13 protein-coding genes are annotated in these 15,725 nt (G+C 66.8%); 9 read left to right on the top strand and 4 right to left on the bottom strand.

Features of this window, described 5'->3' with window-relative positions:
* Positions 1 to 51: 51 nt before the first annotated feature.
* Complete coding sequence (locus BHD05_RS11725) at positions 52 to 1,878, bottom strand: AMP-dependent synthetase/ligase (protein WP_161886594.1); 1,827 nt, start codon at positions 1,876 to 1,878, stop codon at positions 52 to 54.
* Between the two features lie 168 nt (positions 1,879 to 2,046).
* Here BHD05_RS11725 and BHD05_RS11720 point away from each other — a divergent pair, with 168 nt between their 5' ends.
* From BHD05_RS11720 to BHD05_RS11710, 3 genes are all read left to right on the top strand, one after another.
* Positions 2,047 to 2,994: an ROK family glucokinase gene (locus BHD05_RS11720; RefSeq protein ID WP_161886593.1), complete on the top strand. Its 948-nt coding sequence runs from the start codon at positions 2,047 to 2,049 to the stop codon at positions 2,992 to 2,994.
* An 81-nt stretch (positions 2,995 to 3,075) separates the two neighbouring features.
* Complete coding sequence (locus BHD05_RS11715; protein ID WP_161886592.1) at positions 3,076 to 3,765, top strand: lysophospholipid acyltransferase family protein; 690 nt, start codon at positions 3,076 to 3,078, stop codon at positions 3,763 to 3,765.
* Between the two features lie 78 nt (positions 3,766 to 3,843).
* Positions 3,844 to 5,229, top strand: coding sequence for a class II 3-deoxy-7-phosphoheptulonate synthase (locus tag BHD05_RS11710; RefSeq protein WP_161886591.1), 1,386 nt, complete (start codon positions 3,844 to 3,846; stop codon positions 5,227 to 5,229).
* Between the two features lie 584 nt (positions 5,230 to 5,813).
* Here BHD05_RS11710 and pknB read toward each other — a convergent pair.
* Positions 5,814 to 7,745, bottom strand: coding sequence for a Stk1 family PASTA domain-containing Ser/Thr kinase (pknB, locus tag BHD05_RS11705; RefSeq protein WP_161886590.1), 1,932 nt, complete (start codon positions 7,743 to 7,745; stop codon positions 5,814 to 5,816).
* 59 nt (positions 7,746 to 7,804) lie between these two features.
* Positions 7,805 to 9,367 carry a muramidase family protein gene (locus BHD05_RS11700; protein ID WP_236966520.1) on the bottom strand — a complete coding sequence of 521 codons (1,563 nt, stop codon included), beginning with the start codon at positions 9,365 to 9,367 and terminating at the stop codon, positions 7,805 to 7,807.
* A 211-nt stretch (positions 9,368 to 9,578) separates the two neighbouring features.
* Between BHD05_RS11700 and BHD05_RS11695 the strand changes: the two genes are divergently transcribed.
* Entirely contained in the window at positions 9,579 to 9,920 is a 342-nt protein-coding gene (locus tag BHD05_RS11695) for an Rv2175c family DNA-binding protein (protein ID WP_236966519.1), read from the top strand.
* Positions 9,921 to 9,960: 40 nt separating this feature from the next.
* On the opposite strand, the gene BHD05_RS11690 is transcribed toward BHD05_RS11695, so the two are convergent.
* The gene (locus tag BHD05_RS11690) at positions 9,961 to 11,082 is read right to left on the bottom strand and encodes a polyprenyl synthetase family protein (RefSeq protein ID WP_161886588.1); all 1,122 of its coding nucleotides are present in this window, start codon (positions 11,080 to 11,082) and stop codon (positions 9,961 to 9,963) included.
* 77 nt (positions 11,083 to 11,159) lie between these two features.
* Between BHD05_RS11690 and BHD05_RS11685 the strand changes: the two genes are divergently transcribed.
* From BHD05_RS11685 to BHD05_RS11665, 5 genes are all read left to right on the top strand, one after another.
* Positions 11,160 to 11,564 (top strand): DUF3040 domain-containing protein, encoded by a 405-nt coding sequence (locus tag BHD05_RS11685; RefSeq protein ID WP_161886587.1) that lies wholly within the window; start codon positions 11,160 to 11,162, stop codon positions 11,562 to 11,564.
* 245 nt (positions 11,565 to 11,809) lie between these two features.
* Positions 11,810 to 12,241: a division/cell wall cluster transcriptional repressor MraZ gene (gene mraZ / locus BHD05_RS11680; protein WP_161887508.1), complete on the top strand. Its 432-nt coding sequence runs from the start codon at positions 11,810 to 11,812 to the stop codon at positions 12,239 to 12,241.
* A 101-nt stretch (positions 12,242 to 12,342) separates the two neighbouring features.
* Positions 12,343 to 13,296, top strand: a complete 954-nt coding sequence (gene rsmH, locus BHD05_RS11675) for a 16S rRNA (cytosine(1402)-N(4))-methyltransferase RsmH (protein ID WP_161886586.1) — start codon at positions 12,343 to 12,345, stop codon at positions 13,294 to 13,296.
* Entirely contained in the window at positions 13,293 to 13,913 is a 621-nt protein-coding gene (gene ftsL / locus BHD05_RS11670) for a cell division protein FtsL (protein WP_161886585.1), read from the top strand. The genes rsmH and ftsL overlap by 4 nt, the downstream gene beginning before the upstream one ends.
* A 64-nt stretch (positions 13,914 to 13,977) precedes the next feature.
* Positions 13,978 to 15,723 carry a peptidoglycan D,D-transpeptidase FtsI family protein gene (locus BHD05_RS11665; RefSeq protein WP_161886584.1) on the top strand — a complete coding sequence of 582 codons (1,746 nt, stop codon included), beginning with the start codon at positions 13,978 to 13,980 and terminating at the stop codon, positions 15,721 to 15,723.
* Positions 15,724 to 15,725 lie beyond the last annotated feature (2 nt).

Genomic DNA, 15,725 nt, shown 5'->3' with positions numbered 1-15,725 from the left:
CTAGCCCAGCTGGCTCGCGGATCCGGGTTGGTTCGAGGGTCCGGGCGGCGCTCAGCCGACCAGTGAGGTTCCCTCTGTCGCGGGATGTCCCGCGTACATTTCCTCAATAACGGGCGTGTAGTCCTTGACGATGAGGTCCCGTTTGATGCTGAGCTTCGGGGTGAGGTAGCCGCTCGCCTCGGTTAGGTCGTGCTCGAGCACGGTGAACTTGCGGATCGACTCCGCGCGGGAGACGTTGGCGTTCGCCGCATCGACGGCGCGCTGGATCTCGGCGAGCACCTTCGGGTTCTTCGCGGCCGCGGCGACTGGCTGGCTGCCGTCTTCGTCGTTGTTTTTCAGCCAAACCGGGAGCATCTCCTCGTCGAGGGTGATGAGCGCGGCGATGAATGGCTTCTGCTCGCCGACGACGATGACCTGGCTGATGATCGGGTTCGCCCGAATGGGGTCTTCGAGCGCGGCGGGGGCGACGTTCTTGCCACCCGCGGTCACGATGATCTCCTTCTTGCGCCCGGTGATCTGCAGGTAGCCGTCCTCGTCGATTTCGCCGATGTCGCCCGTCCTGAACCAACCATCGTCGAAGACACTGGTTGTCGCCTCGTCGTTCTTCCAGTAGCCGGCGAAGATGTTCACGCCTTTCGCCTGGATCTCACCCTCGTCGGTGATGCGAACGGAGACGCCGGGAAGGGGCGGGCCGACCTTGCCGATCTTGAACCCGTCGACCCGGTTGATCGACACGGGAGCCGTGGTCTCGGTGAGGCCGTAGCCCTCAAGGATCGTAATGCCGAGGCTGCGGTAGAAGTGTCCGAGGCGCAGACCCAGGGGAGCGGATCCGGACACGGCGTACTGCACGTTGCCGCCCATCGCGGCGCGGATCTTCGAGTAGACGAGCCGGTCGAAGAGCGCGAACTTGACCTTGAGTCCGAGTGGCACGCTCCCGGCATCCAACGCCTTCGAGTGCTCAACGGCGACATCGGCGGCGGCGCGGAAGATCTTGCCCTTTCCGCCGGCCTCTGCTTTCTGCTGCGAGGAGTTGTAGACCTTCTCGAACACGCGGGGAACCGCGAGCAGGAACGTCGGCTTGAAAGTGGCAAGCGAGGGGAGGAGTTGCTTGGTGTCGGGCTGGTGGCCGACCTTCACCCCGCCGTGCACGCAGAGAAGCGAGATGTACCGGGCGAAGATGTGAGCCGTGGTGATGAACAGCAACGTGGTGGAACCGGGGTGAACGACCTCGGGCACCGCCTTCTGCGCGTTGCGGCAGAGTTCCACGAAGTTCGAGTGGGTGAGGATGCAGCCCTTCGGCCGCCCCGTAGTGCCGGAGGTGTAGATGAGCGTCGCGACATCCGACCCCGTGGCGATCTGCCGGCGTCGCTCGATCTCCTCATCAGGAACATCGACGCCCTTCGCGACGAGCTTGTCGAGGTCGCCGAGGTCGATCTGCCAGACGCGGGAGACGAGCGGGAGGTCGGCCCGGATCTCGTCGAACCGGGCGAAATGATCCGGGGTCTCGGTGATCATGCTGGTGGCGCCGGAGTCGCTCAGATACCACAGGAGCTGACTGGGGGCCGACGTCTCGTAGACGGGGACGAGCAGCGCGCCGGCGAACCAGGTCGCGAAGTCGATGAGGGTCCACTCGTAGCGGGTCTTGCACATCAGGCCGATCTTGTCGCCCGGCTGAACACCGGATGCGACGAGCCCCTTGGCCAGGGCGACAACCTGCCGGTGGAACTCCGCGGCGGTGACATCGGTCCACGTGCCGCCGGGGGCGGGGAGCGCGAAGATCGGCAGATCAGGGGTGTCTCGAACCCTGTCCACCAGCAGATCTGTCGCGTTGGCGTCCGGGTCTGCTGGAACTAGTGCGGGTACGTCGTAGGTCTTCACGGCAACTCCTTTGGCACCGACGGGGCAAGTGACAATTAGTCTACCGGATACATTCTTCGGATAGTTGTCTCAGCGAGTGGCGTGCCAATCCCTAAACTCTAGGTGGCGCTGCCCGGCTGTGGTGGAGGCTCAGCAATCGAGCCGGAGCGCTCAAGAGAGGTGACACGCGTGGACGCGATCGGGATTGACATTGGCGGAACGAAGATCGCGGGTGCCGTGGTGACCGAACTCGGCGAGATCGTCGCGGAGGAGCGCGTCGCGACCGAGGCGGGGGACTCGGATGCCATCGTCGACGCCGTCGTCGCGATGATCGAATCGCTCGCCGCGGGTCGCGACATCGGCGCGGCGGGGGTTGCGGCGCCGGGGTTCATCGACGCCGCGCAGTCCACCGTGTACTACACGCCCAACATCCCGTGGCGCGGCGAGCCGCTGCGTGACCGGCTCGTTGAACGACTCGACCTCGACATCACGATCGACAACGACGCCAACGCCGCGGGGTGGGCCGAGTTCCGCTTCGGCGCGGGCCGCCTGGTCAGCGACATGACGATGCTCACGATCGGGACTGGTGTCGGCGGGGCCATTGTGACGCGCGACCAGCTATTCCGCGGAGGCTTCGGTGCCGGGGCTGAGCTCGGCCACATGCGGGTTGTGCCGGACGGGCTACCCTGCGGGTGCGGGGCGCGGGGCTGCATCGAGCAGTACGGCTCCGGGCGCGCCCTCCTGCGCATGGCGAATGCTATCGCCGACGTCGGGGGGATCGGGCAAGCCCTCGCTCGAGTGCGGGACCAGAACGGGAAATTGTCCGGTCACGACGTCAGCGCTCTCCTTGTCGAGAATGATCCCGGTGCACTGGCCGCCCTGCGCGAGCTCGGTCACTGGCTCGGCCAGGCCTGCGCCTCGCTCAGCGCGGTGCTCGATCCGCAGTTGTTCGTGTTCGGCGGCGGGGTGTCGGTTGCGGGGGACCTCCTGCTCGACCCGGTGCGCGAGGCGTACGTGGCACACCTCCCGGCACGCGGCTACCACCCGGAACCGGAGTTCGTGATCGCCGAACTCGTGAACGATGCCGGTGTCGTCGGTGCGGCCGACCTCGCGCGCGTCCACCTCGGCTTGCGCTGAGCCGACACGAGTGAGGCGCAAGCGGGGCGTCCGTTCCTATGGCGCGGGTTATGCTGGCACGGTCCAACGAAGGCAGGTCGAATGTTCTACTGGTTCATGAAGAACCTGATCGTCGGTCCGATCCTGCGCACCGCGTTCCGACCCTGGGTCACCGGTCACGAGCACATCCCGAAGACGGGGGGTGTCATCCTCGCGAGCAACCACCTGTCTTTCATCGACTCCGTGTTCCTCCCGCTCCTCATCGACCGTCAGGTGAGCTTCCTCGCCAAGAGCGACTACTACACCGGCACGGGCTTCAAAGGTTGGATCACGAAGACATTCATGAAGTCGGCGGGGATGCTGCCCATCGACCGCTCGGGAGGCAAAGCATCCGAGGCATCGCTGCAGACCGGGCTCGGAGTGCTCGAGCGCGGCGAAGTGCTGGGCATCTACCCCGAGGGCACGCGAAGCCCCGACGCCAAGCTGTACCGGGGCCGCACGGGCGTTGCGCGGATGATCCTCGAGGGCAACGTGCCCGTCATCCCCGTGGCGATGATCGACACCGAGAAGGTCATGCCGATCGGCAAGCGACTGCCCAAGGTGCGCCGGATCGGCATGGTCATCGGAGAGCCGCTCGACTTCTCGCGCTTCCACGGCATGGAAGGCGACCGCTTCATCCTCCGCTCCATCACCGACGAGATCATGTACGAGCTGTCACGGCTCAGCGGCCAGGAGTATCTCGACGTGTACGCGACGTCGGTCAAGGAGAAGCGCGCGTCACTCTCCCGCTGAGCCAATAGGGTAGATGGGGTGCTTCGGCACTCTCGCGGGTAAGTCGCCTCGCGTTGACAGCAGCAATGAGGAATTCACGTGGTTCATCCGACCGAAGACACAGTCGTTCTCCCCGATCCCACCGTGGTGGCCGGCCTCGACTACTGGCGGACCCTCCCCATCAAGCAGCAGCCGGAATGGCCCGATGCCGACGCCGTCGGTGCAGCATCCGCCGAGATCGCGACCCTTCCTCCCCTCGTCTTCGCCGGCGAGGTCGATATCCTCCGCGCCCGGCTCGCGAGCGCCGCTTCCGGAAAGGCGTTCGTGCTGCAGGGCGGCGACTGCGCCGAGACCTTCGCGGGCGCGACGGCCGAGCAGATCCGCAACCGGGTCAAGACGATCCTGCAGATGGCGGTCGTGCTGACCTACGGCGCATCCACGCCGGTCATCAAGATGGGCCGCATGGCAGGCCAGTTCGCCAAGCCCAGGTCGAGCAACAACGAGACCCGCGGCGACGTGACCCTTCCGGCCTACCGCGGCGACATCGTCAACGGCTACGACTTCACGCCGGAGTCCCGCCAGGCCGACCCCCGCCGCCTCGTGAAGGGCTACCACACCGCGGCATCGACGCTGAATCTCGTACGCGCCTTCACGCAGGGCGGCTTCGCCGACCTGCGCCAGGTGCACAGCTGGAACCAGGGCTTCGCCCGCAACCCAGCGAACGCACGTTACGAGCTGATGGCCCGCGATATCGACCGCGCCATCAAGTTCATGGAGGCGGCGGGGGCCGACTTCGATGAGCTCAAGCGGGTCGAGTTCTTCACCGCGCACGAGGGCCTGCTGATGGACTACGAGCGCCCGATGACCCGCATCGATTCCCGCACGGGAGAGCCCGTCAACACGTCGGCACACTTCCTCTGGATCGGTGAGCGCACTCGCGACCTCGACGGCGCCCACGTCGACTACTTCTCCCGAGTGCGCAACCCGATCGGCGTGAAGCTCGGTCCGTCGACGTCCCCGGACGACATGGAACGCCTCATCGACAAGCTCGATCCCGACCGCGAGCCGGGGCGTCTGACCTTCATCGCGCGCATGGGCGCTGGCAAGGTGCGGGATGCCCTGCCGCCACTGCTCGAGGCGATCAAGAGCTTCGACGCGACCCCGCTGTGGGTCTCCGACCCGATGCACGGCAACGGCATGACGACGCCGACAGGGTACAAGACCCGCCGGTTCGATGACGTCGTCGACGAGGTCAAGGGCTTCTTCGAGTCACACCGGGCCGCCGGAACGCATCCCGGTGGCATCCACATCGAGCTCACGGGCGACGACGTGACGGAGTGCCTCGGCGGCTCCGAGCAGATCGACGAGGCCACCCTGGCCACCCGGTATGAGTCGCTGTGCGACCCTCGGCTGAACCACATGCAGTCGCTCGAGCTCGCGTTCCTCGTGGCCGAGGAGCTCGGCGCAGCGTACGCGGCGCGCTGACGCGGCGCGCTGACGCGGCGCGCTGACGCGGCGCGCTGACGCGGCGCGCTGACGCGCTCACCACACCACGCGCGAGTTGCCCGCTTGTGTCGCTTCGGGGGCGTTGGAGGCGACCACTGTGGGCGGCTCGCGGGCGGCCGGCTGAGGACATCTGCCCGTGAGTGACCGGGGCTGGGCGAAGTCTGGGTTCTGCAGATTCTGCCCCGCGTAGGAATGTCAGGGGCAGCGCTGAGCGCGTGGCCGGGTGAGGCAAGACTTAGCGGAGGAGATTCTGCGCCACGCCAAGCTGACTTGCGTGTTGACGCGGAGCGTCGCCGCCAGTCCTGAGTTAGGTGCGGGCGGGTGCATCGGCCCGGCTAGGTTCACGCGAGCCGTCCGCTGGTATCGCCTCCAGCCCGGTGGAGGGCACCTAAGTGGGCGACTCGCGGGCACTGGGCGCGCGAGTTGCCAGCTTGTGTTGCTTCCGCGGCGGTGCGGGCGACCGATGCGGGCGACCGATGCGGGCGACCGATGCGGGCGACCGATGCGGGCGACCGATGCGGGCGACCGATGAGGGCGACCCCGCGGGCTATGGGCGTGGCGGGTCAGCCGAAAATTTGCAGGAACAGTGTGACCGACGACCCCTTGGGTACCTTCGACCCGATCGCGGGGTCCGTGCTCGTCACGGTGGCGCCCGAGAAAGGCCCAAAGATCGGGTTGTAATTCACCCTGAGGCCGAGCGCCTCGAGCTGCGCAACCGCGTCGTCACGGAACTCTCCGGCGACATCCGGGATTACGACCGGCGCCGGACCCCTGGAGACGATGAGGTCGAACGTGTCGCCGGGCACCACGGCGGCATCGGAGCGAGGTACGGCTGCGATGACGGCGCCGTCTGGGATCCCCTCGTCGAAGCGGCCCTCACCCTCCGCGCCGAGCAGGCCGACCGCCTCGAGCGCGGCGATCGCGTCGGCGAGGCTGTCGCCGACGACCTCGGGCACGGCGCCGCGTGACACCACGAGCGACACCGGCTGAAGTTCACCGTATTCCGGGGCCGCGGTGATGTCGACATCACCGGATCCAATCGCACGCAGCACAAGGGTGTCGGCGACGTCACCGTTGAATTCGTAGCGCACATCTCCCGGCGTGAACCCGGAATCCTCGATGAGAGCGAGCGCCTCCGGTTCGGACACGCCGGCGAGGGCGGGGAACGGGAGCGGCTGCGGGCCCTTGGAGGTGAGAATCGTGACGGTCGACTGGATCGCGACCGATTCGCCCACCGCGGGGTTGGTGCCGACGACCGTGCCGACGGCCACCACGGGATCGAAGACCTCCTCCGGCGCCTGCGCCACGAGGAGCTCGGCGGCGGTGAGGGTGGTCGTCGCCGTGGCGAGGTCCTGCCCCGCCACCTCGGGCACCGACACGAGAGCTCCCGGGCCGACGTTGAAGTACCAGCCCGTTGCCCCCGCGAGGGACGCGAGCAGTACCACCAGGGCGAAGAGCCAGAAGCCCCGGGCCTTGCGCCGACCAGCCTTGGTCTGCAAAGCGCTCTGGTTGTCGACGACGACCGGCCCGGTGCGGTGCCGCGCCTGCGGCGTGATGACCTGCGTCTTGTCGTTGGATGCGATCGCACCCTTCTCGGCCATCGCCGATGGCAGCACCATGGTGCGCTGGAGGGATGTCGCCGGAGCGTCGGCGGCCAACCCCTCCTGCGTCTCGAGAAGCTGGTCGAGCATGGTCTTCGCGTCTCGCGGACGCTGGTCCGGGTCGCGCGCTGTCGCCCACAGGACAAGCTCGTCCAGCTCGGCCGGCACGTTGGGGTTCTTCGAACTCGGGGTCGGCACGGTGTCGTTCGCGTGCTGGTGCGCAATCTGGAACGGCTGCTCGCCCTTGAACGGCTGCTCACCCGCGAGCATCTCGTAGAGCATGATGCCGACCGCATAGATGTCGCTGCGAGTGTCGGCGATGCCGCGCGTGACGAGCTCGGGGGAGAGGTAGGCGATCGTGCCGAGCAGGGCATTGCCGGTTTCAGTGTTCGCGCTTGCGGCGCGAGCGAGGCCGAAGTCACCGATCTTGATGCGCCCGTCGTCGGCGAGCAGCACGTTCTCGGGCTTGAGGTCGCGGTGCACGATCCCACTCTTGTGCGCGGCCGCAAGCCCGGAGAGCACCGCCTCCATGATGTCGAAGGCCTGGTCGGTCGTGAGAATGTGGTGTTCGTCGAGCAGGTCCCGCAAGGTGATCCCCGGGAGGTACTCCATCACGAGGTAGGCGGTGTCGACATCCTGCCCCTGATCGTAAACGTTGACGACGTTCGGATGCGCGAGGCGGGCCGCCGATCGCGCCTCCTGGATGAACCTGGCCCGATACTGGCTATCGTCGGCGAGGTGGCCGTGCATGACCTTGATCGCCACGCGGCGCTCGAGCCGGAGGTCGGTGGCGAGGTACACCGTGGCCATACCGCCCCGTGCGATTCGCGAGCGCACCTGATATCGGCCGTCGATAAGACGGCCAATCATCGGGTCGGTGCTGTTCGTGGTCACTGATCGAGTCTAGGCACGACGGGGGCGATCGAGCGGCCAAAACACCGCGAAGTCGCGTCTCAGCGGAGTTGGTCGAGCCAGGCCCAGGCCGAGACTTCCCACTTGGCATAGGCATCCGGGTACGCGGAGATCTGCACCGCCTGCGCCGCCTGGGTGACGGTCATCGACTGCCATCCCCGGATGTCGAGAAGGCCGCGGGTGATGCCGCGGTTCGGCGCGGTGGATCCGCCGAAGAAGAGCCTGCTGGAGTACACCCGGTCGGTGACCTGGGTGGGGGTGCCCCACCCGGTGCTCGGGCGCTGCTGGAAGAGGCCGAGCGAGTCGCGGTCCCCGTAGTTGAGGTTGCGCAGGGTCGACTCCTGCATCGCGGTGGCGAGGGCGATCACGAGGCCGTAGTCGCTGACGCCGAGTGATGTACCCACGCCGATGATGATTTTCGCGTTCTCGGTCATTGGCGCGTCGAGCGGGGTGACGCGCGTTTCGACACTGCTGCTGCTCACGGGCGCGGTGCCCGGAATCACGAGGGTGCGTCCGCCATAGATGATGCTCGACCAGGTGAGCCCGTTCGCATTGAGGATGCCCTGGATGCTCACCGAGTACTTCGTCGCGATGCTCGAGAGCGTCTCACCGGATGCAATGACGTGCGTGCCGGGGTTCGTGGTGATCGGCGTGATCGAGACGGCGGGAACGATGGGTATCTGCGTCACGGCGGCGGGAGCCGAGGTTCCCGGAATCGACAGGGTGCGCCCGGGGTAGATCACGCTTGACCAGCCGAGGCCGTTCGCCGTGAGCATGGCCTGCGTGCTGACACCATACTTTGTGGCGATCTTGCCGATGGTGTCGCCGGCCTTGATGACGTGGGAGCCCGACTTGGCAGGGGCGGGAGCAGGGGTCGGTGCCGCGGGCTTCACGGCGGCCACCGGAACAATCGGCGTCTGCTTCACGGCGGCGATGGCGGATGATCCCGGGATCGCGAGGGTACTGCCGGCGTAGATGAGGCTCGACCAGCCGAGGCCGTTCGCGGTGAGCACCGCCTGCGTGGTCACGCCGAACTTCGCGGCGATCTTGCTGATGGTGTCGCCCGCGACGACCTTGTAGCGGCCCGGATTAGCGGTTGGTGCTGCCGGCGCCTTGATCGCAGTCACCGTCGCGCTCGTGAGCTTGATGACCTGGCCGGGGAAGATGACCGACTTCCAGCCGAGGCCGTTCAGCGCGAGGACCGATGCGGTGGCGATGCCGAAGCGTCCCGCGATACCGCTGATCGAGTCGCCGGCGACGACGGTATAGCTGGCCGGCGCGGCGGCAATCGTAACGACTCCGGCGCTCGTTGCCTCCTCGAGAGAGGCCGTGTGGGCAGCTGCGAGGGCCTCGCGGATGTTTTTGCCCAGCTCGCTCGGGGTCGTGCGGTCTGCACCGGGTCGCTTCGCCTCGACGGATGCCGCCGGTGCGGGAAAGTTCATGCTCATGGCCATCGAGCCGGCGAGAACTATCGGAATCGTGTTGAACAGGCCCTTCCGGATCATTGCGGTCTTGGTGCGACCCGCCGTGAGCAGACCCGCCTTGATCGCCCCGCGCTGCCGCCGCGATGCACGCGCAGCGTCGTTCTGTGATGCGTTGGTCATTGCTGATCCCCGTTGTGTTCTCGGCCGCGTCCCGGCCGAATGATCCCGCCCAATTATTGCTGCCCGACGCCCACCCTGACCGTAAACAGCGTCTCAAAGCTGACACAGAAGCATATTCATGTCAATCAGAATTGCAGATGTTATTCGAGCTAGCCTGCCCGAAACGTTCGGGCCGTACCCGCGCGCTCGCCCGCTCTGGCAGGCTGGTCTAGTGAGTACCGTTCCTGAAACCCGCTGGCTGACCGTTCCCGACCTCGTCGAGCAGCTCGGCATCGGGGTGAGTAGAGTTCGCCGCCTCATCGAGGACCGCGCCATTCTCGCCATCCGGGTCGACGGCGTGCTCAAAGTGCCCGCGTCGTTTATCCGCGACGGAGAGCCGCTCAGTGAGCTGAAGGGCACCCTCGTGCTGCTCTCCGACAGCGGGTTCAACGACGATGAGGCGATGCGCTGGCTGCTGGGTATGGATGACAGCCTGCGCACATCCCCGATCGAGGCGCTGCGCGCCGGCCGCAAGGCCGAAGTGCGCAGGGTCGCCCAGGCCTTGGCCTTCTGAAGTTCTGGCCTTCCAAGTTCTGGCGAGCCGGGTCTCGCCGTCAGGCAATCCGGCGGGTGGCCGTGTCGGCGAGGCTCTCGAGTTGGGCACGGGCGGCAGCGCTGATGGGCGCGTCGGTGATCGCCGACAGAGCGAGCGTGACGTTGTGCGCAATGATCCGTTCGACCTTCTCGACCGCGCCGCTGTCTCTGATCGACGCCTGCAGCATCCGTACCTGCTGCTCGCCCAGGTCTTCGTCGCCGAGCAGTTCGTCGAGCGTCCTGCGGGAGCTCGCCGGCATCGCCGCGCGTGCAAGCGCGATGAGCACCGTGCGCTTACCCTCGCGAAGATCATCGCCGGCAGGCTTGCCGGTGATGTCGGGGTCGCCGAACACACCCAACAGGTCATCGCGCAGCTGGTAGGCGATACCGAGCGGCAGTCCAAAGTGGCGCAATGCGCTGATCTGCTCCGCGCTCGCGCCCGCGAGGGCCGCGCCGATCGCGAGCGGTGCCTCGATCGAGTACTTCGCCGACTTGTAGACGATGACCCGGTGCGCGCGCCCGAGAAGGTCAGGTTCGGGGAAACTCTGCCAGGCACGCTCATCGAGGATGTCCAGGAACTGTCCGGCAGTGACGTCAGTGCGCATGCGGTTGAACTCGGCCCGTGCCGCGATGGCCGCAGTCCGGGATGGGAGGCAGCTCGTCCCCGATTCGAACAGCTCGTCGCTCCAGCTCAGGAGAAGGTCGCCGAGCAGGAGTGCGGCGGAGCCCCCGAAGGTCGAGGCGCTGCCGATCCAGTGCCCCTCCGCGTGCATCGATTCGAAGCGCTTGTGGGCAGACGGGCGGCCGCGGCGGGTGTCCGAGTTGTCCATGATGTCGTCGTGGACGAGGGCGGCGGCGTGGAACACCTCGAGCGCGCTCGCGGCGAGCACGACCGACGCCAGGTCGCTCGGTGCCGTCTCGCTCAACATGGGGTCGAAGCCGGGAGCGTGTCCGCTCGTCGCCTGCCAGCCCCAATAGCAGAACAGGGCCCTGAACCGTTTACCTCCGCGCAGAAACTCGCGCGAGAAGTCGATGAAGGGCGCCAGGTCGGGGGCGATCCCCGTGAGCATCGGTTCGCGTTCGTCGAGAAAGCGATCGATGTCAGCCTGGACAAGGTCAACTAACCGCGTACTCTCAGCCACGCGCCTAGCCTAGCCACCCGAGGGCACATAGACTTGGAATCTAAATTGCGTCGATCTCGAGCGTGAGGGGAGAAACGATGCCACTGTCAGAACACGAACAACGAATGCTCGAGGAGATGGAGAGAAATCTCTATCACAACGATGCAGATTTCGTAGCCACCGTCGGAACCCGACGGGGCAAGCCGAACTACACGATAATCGTCGTCGGAATTCTGATCGCCATTCTCGGCGTCGGGGTCATCGTCACGGGCGTCGTGATTGCCCAGCCGCTTGTTGGAGTCGCGGGATTCATCGTGATGTTCGGGGGGGCTCTGCTCGCGATCTCGCCGCCGCGCCGCTCCGGTCCGCCGGAGGAGCCGAGCGCCGACGAGCGTGCCAGCGCATCCGCCAAGTCGACGGCGGGTCCCGCCCGGGGCGGATTCATGGACCGCATCAACGAGCGCTGGGACAAGCGCCAGGACGGCCGTGACGACAGGGGATAACGCCTCCACTCTCCACCACACGAAAGAGCCAGCCCTCGGGCTGGCTTTTTTTGTGCCCTTTTCGCCGGCGCCATCCCACGCGCGGTCGATTGCCAGCTTTTTTCCTCCACCGCCAAGTTGACTGGAATGGTGGGGGAGTGGAGGCGCGATCACCCCAGAACGGGGAGATTTCGTTGATTTGTGGATGAACGTGGAGTAAAGTGGAGGAACCTGGGCAGGGCCGGAGATCGAGGGGGTGAGTGCGTGTGTTTCTTGGTACTTACGCACCTCGGCTCGACGAAAAGGGCCGCCTCATCCTTCCCGCGAAGTTTCGTGACGAGCTCGAATCGGGCATCGTCGTGACCCGCGGCCAGGAGCGGTGCCTGTACGTCTTCGCCACGAAGGACTTCGAGGAGATGCACGAGCGCATCCGGCAGGCCCCCATTACGAGCAAGCAGGGGCGCGACTACCTGCGACTTTTCCTCTCCGGCGCGAACGCCGAGGTGCCGGACAAGCAGCACCGCGTGACGATCCCCGCGCAGCTTCGCGCCTATGCCGGACTCGACCGCGACGTGACCGTCATCGGGGCGGGAAACCGCGCCGAGATCTGGGACACGGCCGCCTGGGAGACCTACTACGCCGAGCAGGAAGCCGGTTTCGCCGACACCACGGAGGAGGTGATCCCCGGACTCTTCTAGCGCCTTGTTTCTGACTCCCAGCCGATGTCAGCCCTGCCACACTTCCCCGGTGGCAGGTCGGACCGGAGGGGAATCAGGATCAAGGGGCAGGTCCCGATGCCATGACCGACAGCCAGATCCATACCCCCGTCATGCTCGACCGCACGGTCGAGCTGCTCGCCCCCGCCCTCGAGGGGCCCGGCGCCGTGCTCGTCGATGCGACCCTCGGCATGGCCGGACACGCCGAGGCGTTCCTCCGCCGCTTCCCGGATCTCACCTTTGTCGGGCTCGACAGGGACCCGGATGCGCTCGAGATCGCGGGCCGGCGTCTCGCCCAGTTCGGTGAGCGGGTGCACCTTGTGCACACCGTGTACGACGAGATCGGCGATGCTCTCCACTCACTCGGCATTCAGGAGGCCACCGGCATTCTGTTCGACCTCGGCGTCTCCTCCCTCCAGCTCGACAGGGTCGAGCGCGGGTTCTCGTACTCGAAAGATGCGCCGCTCGACATGCGAATGGACGCGACCTCGGAGCTGACCGCCGAGCGGGTGCTCGCCGAGTACAGCGAAGCCGACCTGCGACGCATCTTCCGGGACTACGGGGAGGAGCGGCTCGCCCCCCGATACGCGCAGAAGATCGTCGAGCGACGCGCCAGCCGTCCGCTCGTGCGCTCGGCCGACCTCGTCGAGATAATCACCGCGGCCACCCCCGTCGCAATCCAGCGCAAGGGTCACCCCGCGAAGCGGGTATTCCAGGCCCTGCGCATCGAGGTGAACCAGGAGCTCGCGGTGCTCGAGCGGGCGATTCCCGCCGCGCTCGAGGTGCTCGCCATCGACGGCCGCATCGTCGTGCTCGCCTACCAGTCGCTCGAGGACCGAATCGTCAAGCGCGCCCTCGCGGCCCGGTCCACCTCCTCCGCCCCCGCCGGACTCCCCGTGGAGCTGCCGGAGCACCGCCCGGAATTCTCCCTCCTCGTCCGCGGCGCCGAGCTGGCCAGCGATGACGAAAAGTCCGCGAACCCCAGAGCCACCCCCGTGCGCCTTCGCGCGGCGACCCGAATCAGGAGGGCAGCATGAGCGCAGTCCCGATCGCGCCCCCGGCGCGCTCACCCAGGCCCACCCGTGACGACGCACGCCGTCACATCGAGATCGTCGCCTCCCGCAGCCAGCGCAGCGCACGCCCCCGCCTTCTCGCCGCGATTGTCACGGTCGGCGGGCTCTTTGCGATTCTCTCCGCTCAGCTGCTACTCACGATCGCGACCTCCGACGGGGCCTACGAGATCTCCTCGCTGCAGCGCGAGCACAGCGAACTCGCGCGCGACCAGCAGGTGCTCGTCGAGACCCTCCAGGTTCTCGGTGCGCCCCAGCACCTCGCCGCCGAGGCCCAGGAAATGGGCATGGTCGCGAGCACCAGCACCGCGTACCTCCGCCTCGCCGACTCCGTCGTGCTCGGCGCCCCGGTGGCGGCCAGTGAATCCTCGGCCCTGATCACGGCACCGGACGGAAGCCCGCTGATCCCCAACCGCTTGCTCACCGGGGTCCCGCTGTCCGGGGACGCAGGCCAGGCGGCCGGCGTTTCGCCCGATCTCATCCCCGTCGAGGCGAGCGTTGCGGGCGCGCCTGCCGCGTCAGATGGTCCCGTCTCGGTACCGTCGAATCAGCCAGCGGCGATCCCATCGCCCAACACCCACTGATCGACCACGGGTTGGCTTCGCCACAACACCTCACGGGGGGACACGAATCGTGAACACACCCCGGATGACCCGGCGGCGCCTCGCGCTGGCGCTGATCGCGATGATCGCCGTCTTCGGCGTCTTCGTCGTGCGACTCGTCGACATCCAGCTCGTCCGCGCCGAGGAGCTCAACACGCAGTCGCTCAACAAGCGCGCAATCGCCGTCACCACCTATGCGGCACGCGGTGACATCGTCGACCGCGACGGCGCCGTGCTCGCCGGCAGCGTCATGCGGTTCGATATCACCGTGTCGCCCAAGACGATGCCAAAGAACCCGGCGTCTTTCACGCGCGGCAGCGGCGACGACAAGGTCACGGTCAGCTTGGCGGAGGCCGCGGCGGAGATCGCAGAAATCACCGGGCAGACCCAGAACGAGGTGCTGGACGTCTTCACTGAAGACCCGGAGTCCGACTTCGAATACGTCGCCCAGAAGGTGAGCACCGAGCAGATGCGAGCGGTCCGCGATCTCGGCATCCCCGCCATCTACTTCGAACAGCGCCCCGCCCGCATCTACCCTGACGGGTCCGTGGCGGGCAACCTTGTGGGGTTCGTCGGAACCGAGGGACCGCAGAACGGCTTCGAGTTCACCGAGAACGAGTGCCTGGCAAGCACAAACGGCTCGTCCACCTACGAGCGCGGCGCCGATGGCATCCGCCTCCCCGGCAGCACCGTCACCGAGCAGGAGCCGATCGACGGCGGCACGATCACCACCACGATCGACCACGACCTGCAGTGGACGGTGCAGCAGATGATCGCCGAACAGGCACTCGCGCTCGGCGCAGAATCCGCAACAGCGTCGGTCACCGAGGTCAAGACCGGCCACCTGCTTGCGCTGGCCGACTACCCCTCCGTCGACCCCAACAACGTCGGGGGCAGCTCGCCCAACAACATGGGTTCGCTCGCGTTCAGCACCCCCTACGAGCCGGGATCGACCTTCAAGCCGATGACCGCGGCAATGCTGCTCGACCAGGGCGTGGCCGACCCGAGCACCGAGGTCACCGTGCCCTACCGGTGGATCTCACCGGAGGGAAGCGCCATCCGCGACGCCGTGTTCCACCCCGAGCTCCAGCTCACCCTCGCGGGGGTCATCCAGCAGTCGTCCAACGTCGGAATCTCCCAGCTCGCGGTGCGCCTGCCGAGCAAGATGCGCTACGACTACTTCCGGGCATTCGGGATCGGAGAGCGCACCGAGGTCGGCTTCCAAGGGGAGTCCGCCGGACTGCTGTCGAGCTCATGGGACGACCAGACGAAATACAACGTGTCGTTCGGCCAAGGCGTCTCGGTCACCGGGGCGCAGATGGCGAGCATCTACCAGACGCTCGGCAACGGCGGGCTTCGCCTTCCTCTGACTCTGGTCACCGGGTGCAGACACGCGGACGGGTCGATCACGGACGCCGCGCCGACCGAGGGTCGACAGGTCGTGTCCGAGGCCGCGGCAGACTCGGTCGTCGAGATGATGGAGACGGTCGTGACGGGAGGCGGGCTCGCGAGCGAGCTCCAGATACCCGGCTACCGGGTCGCGGCGAAGAGCGGAACGGCCGAGATCGCCGCGGACGGACGTTACACGGACGACCGAATCGTGTCGGTCGCCGGGCTCGCGCCGGCGGAGGATCCGCAGTATGCCGTGATCGTCACCTTCGTGAAGCCAAGTACGATAATGACGTCGGCCGCCGCAGCGCCGACCTTCAAAAAAATCATGACGCAGGTGCTCAAGACGTACCGCGTCGCCCCGTCGCCGACACTCTCACCCGACCTGCCGACGACCTGGTAAGA

The sequence above is a fragment of the Marisediminicola antarctica genome, from assembly GCF_009930795.1.
GTDB lineage: Bacteria > Actinomycetota > Actinomycetes > Actinomycetales > Microbacteriaceae > Marisediminicola > Marisediminicola antarctica.
Note: the sequence above shows the minus strand (reverse complement) of the source record. Positions and strands in the feature narration are given on the sequence as shown.

Excerpts from the sequence above, each read along its gene's own strand:
- BHD05_RS11715 (WP_161886592.1), top strand. The coding sequence starts at position 3,076 with ATGTTCTACTGGTTCATGAAGAACCTGATCGTCGGTCCGATCCTGCGC.
- BHD05_RS11700 (WP_236966520.1), bottom strand. The coding sequence starts at position 9,367 with ATGACCAACGCATCACAGAACGACGCTGCGCGTGCATCGCGGCGGCAG.
- ftsL (WP_161886585.1), top strand. The coding sequence starts at position 13,293 with ATGAGCGCAGTCCCGATCGCGCCCCCGGCGCGCTCACCCAGGCCCACC.
- BHD05_RS11665 (WP_161886584.1), top strand. The coding sequence starts at position 13,978 with ATGACCCGGCGGCGCCTCGCGCTGGCGCTGATCGCGATGATCGCCGTC.
- BHD05_RS11685 (WP_161886587.1), top strand. The coding sequence starts at position 11,160 with ATGCCACTGTCAGAACACGAACAACGAATGCTCGAGGAGATGGAGAGA.
- rsmH (WP_161886586.1), top strand. The coding sequence starts at position 12,343 with ATGACCGACAGCCAGATCCATACCCCCGTCATGCTCGACCGCACGGTC.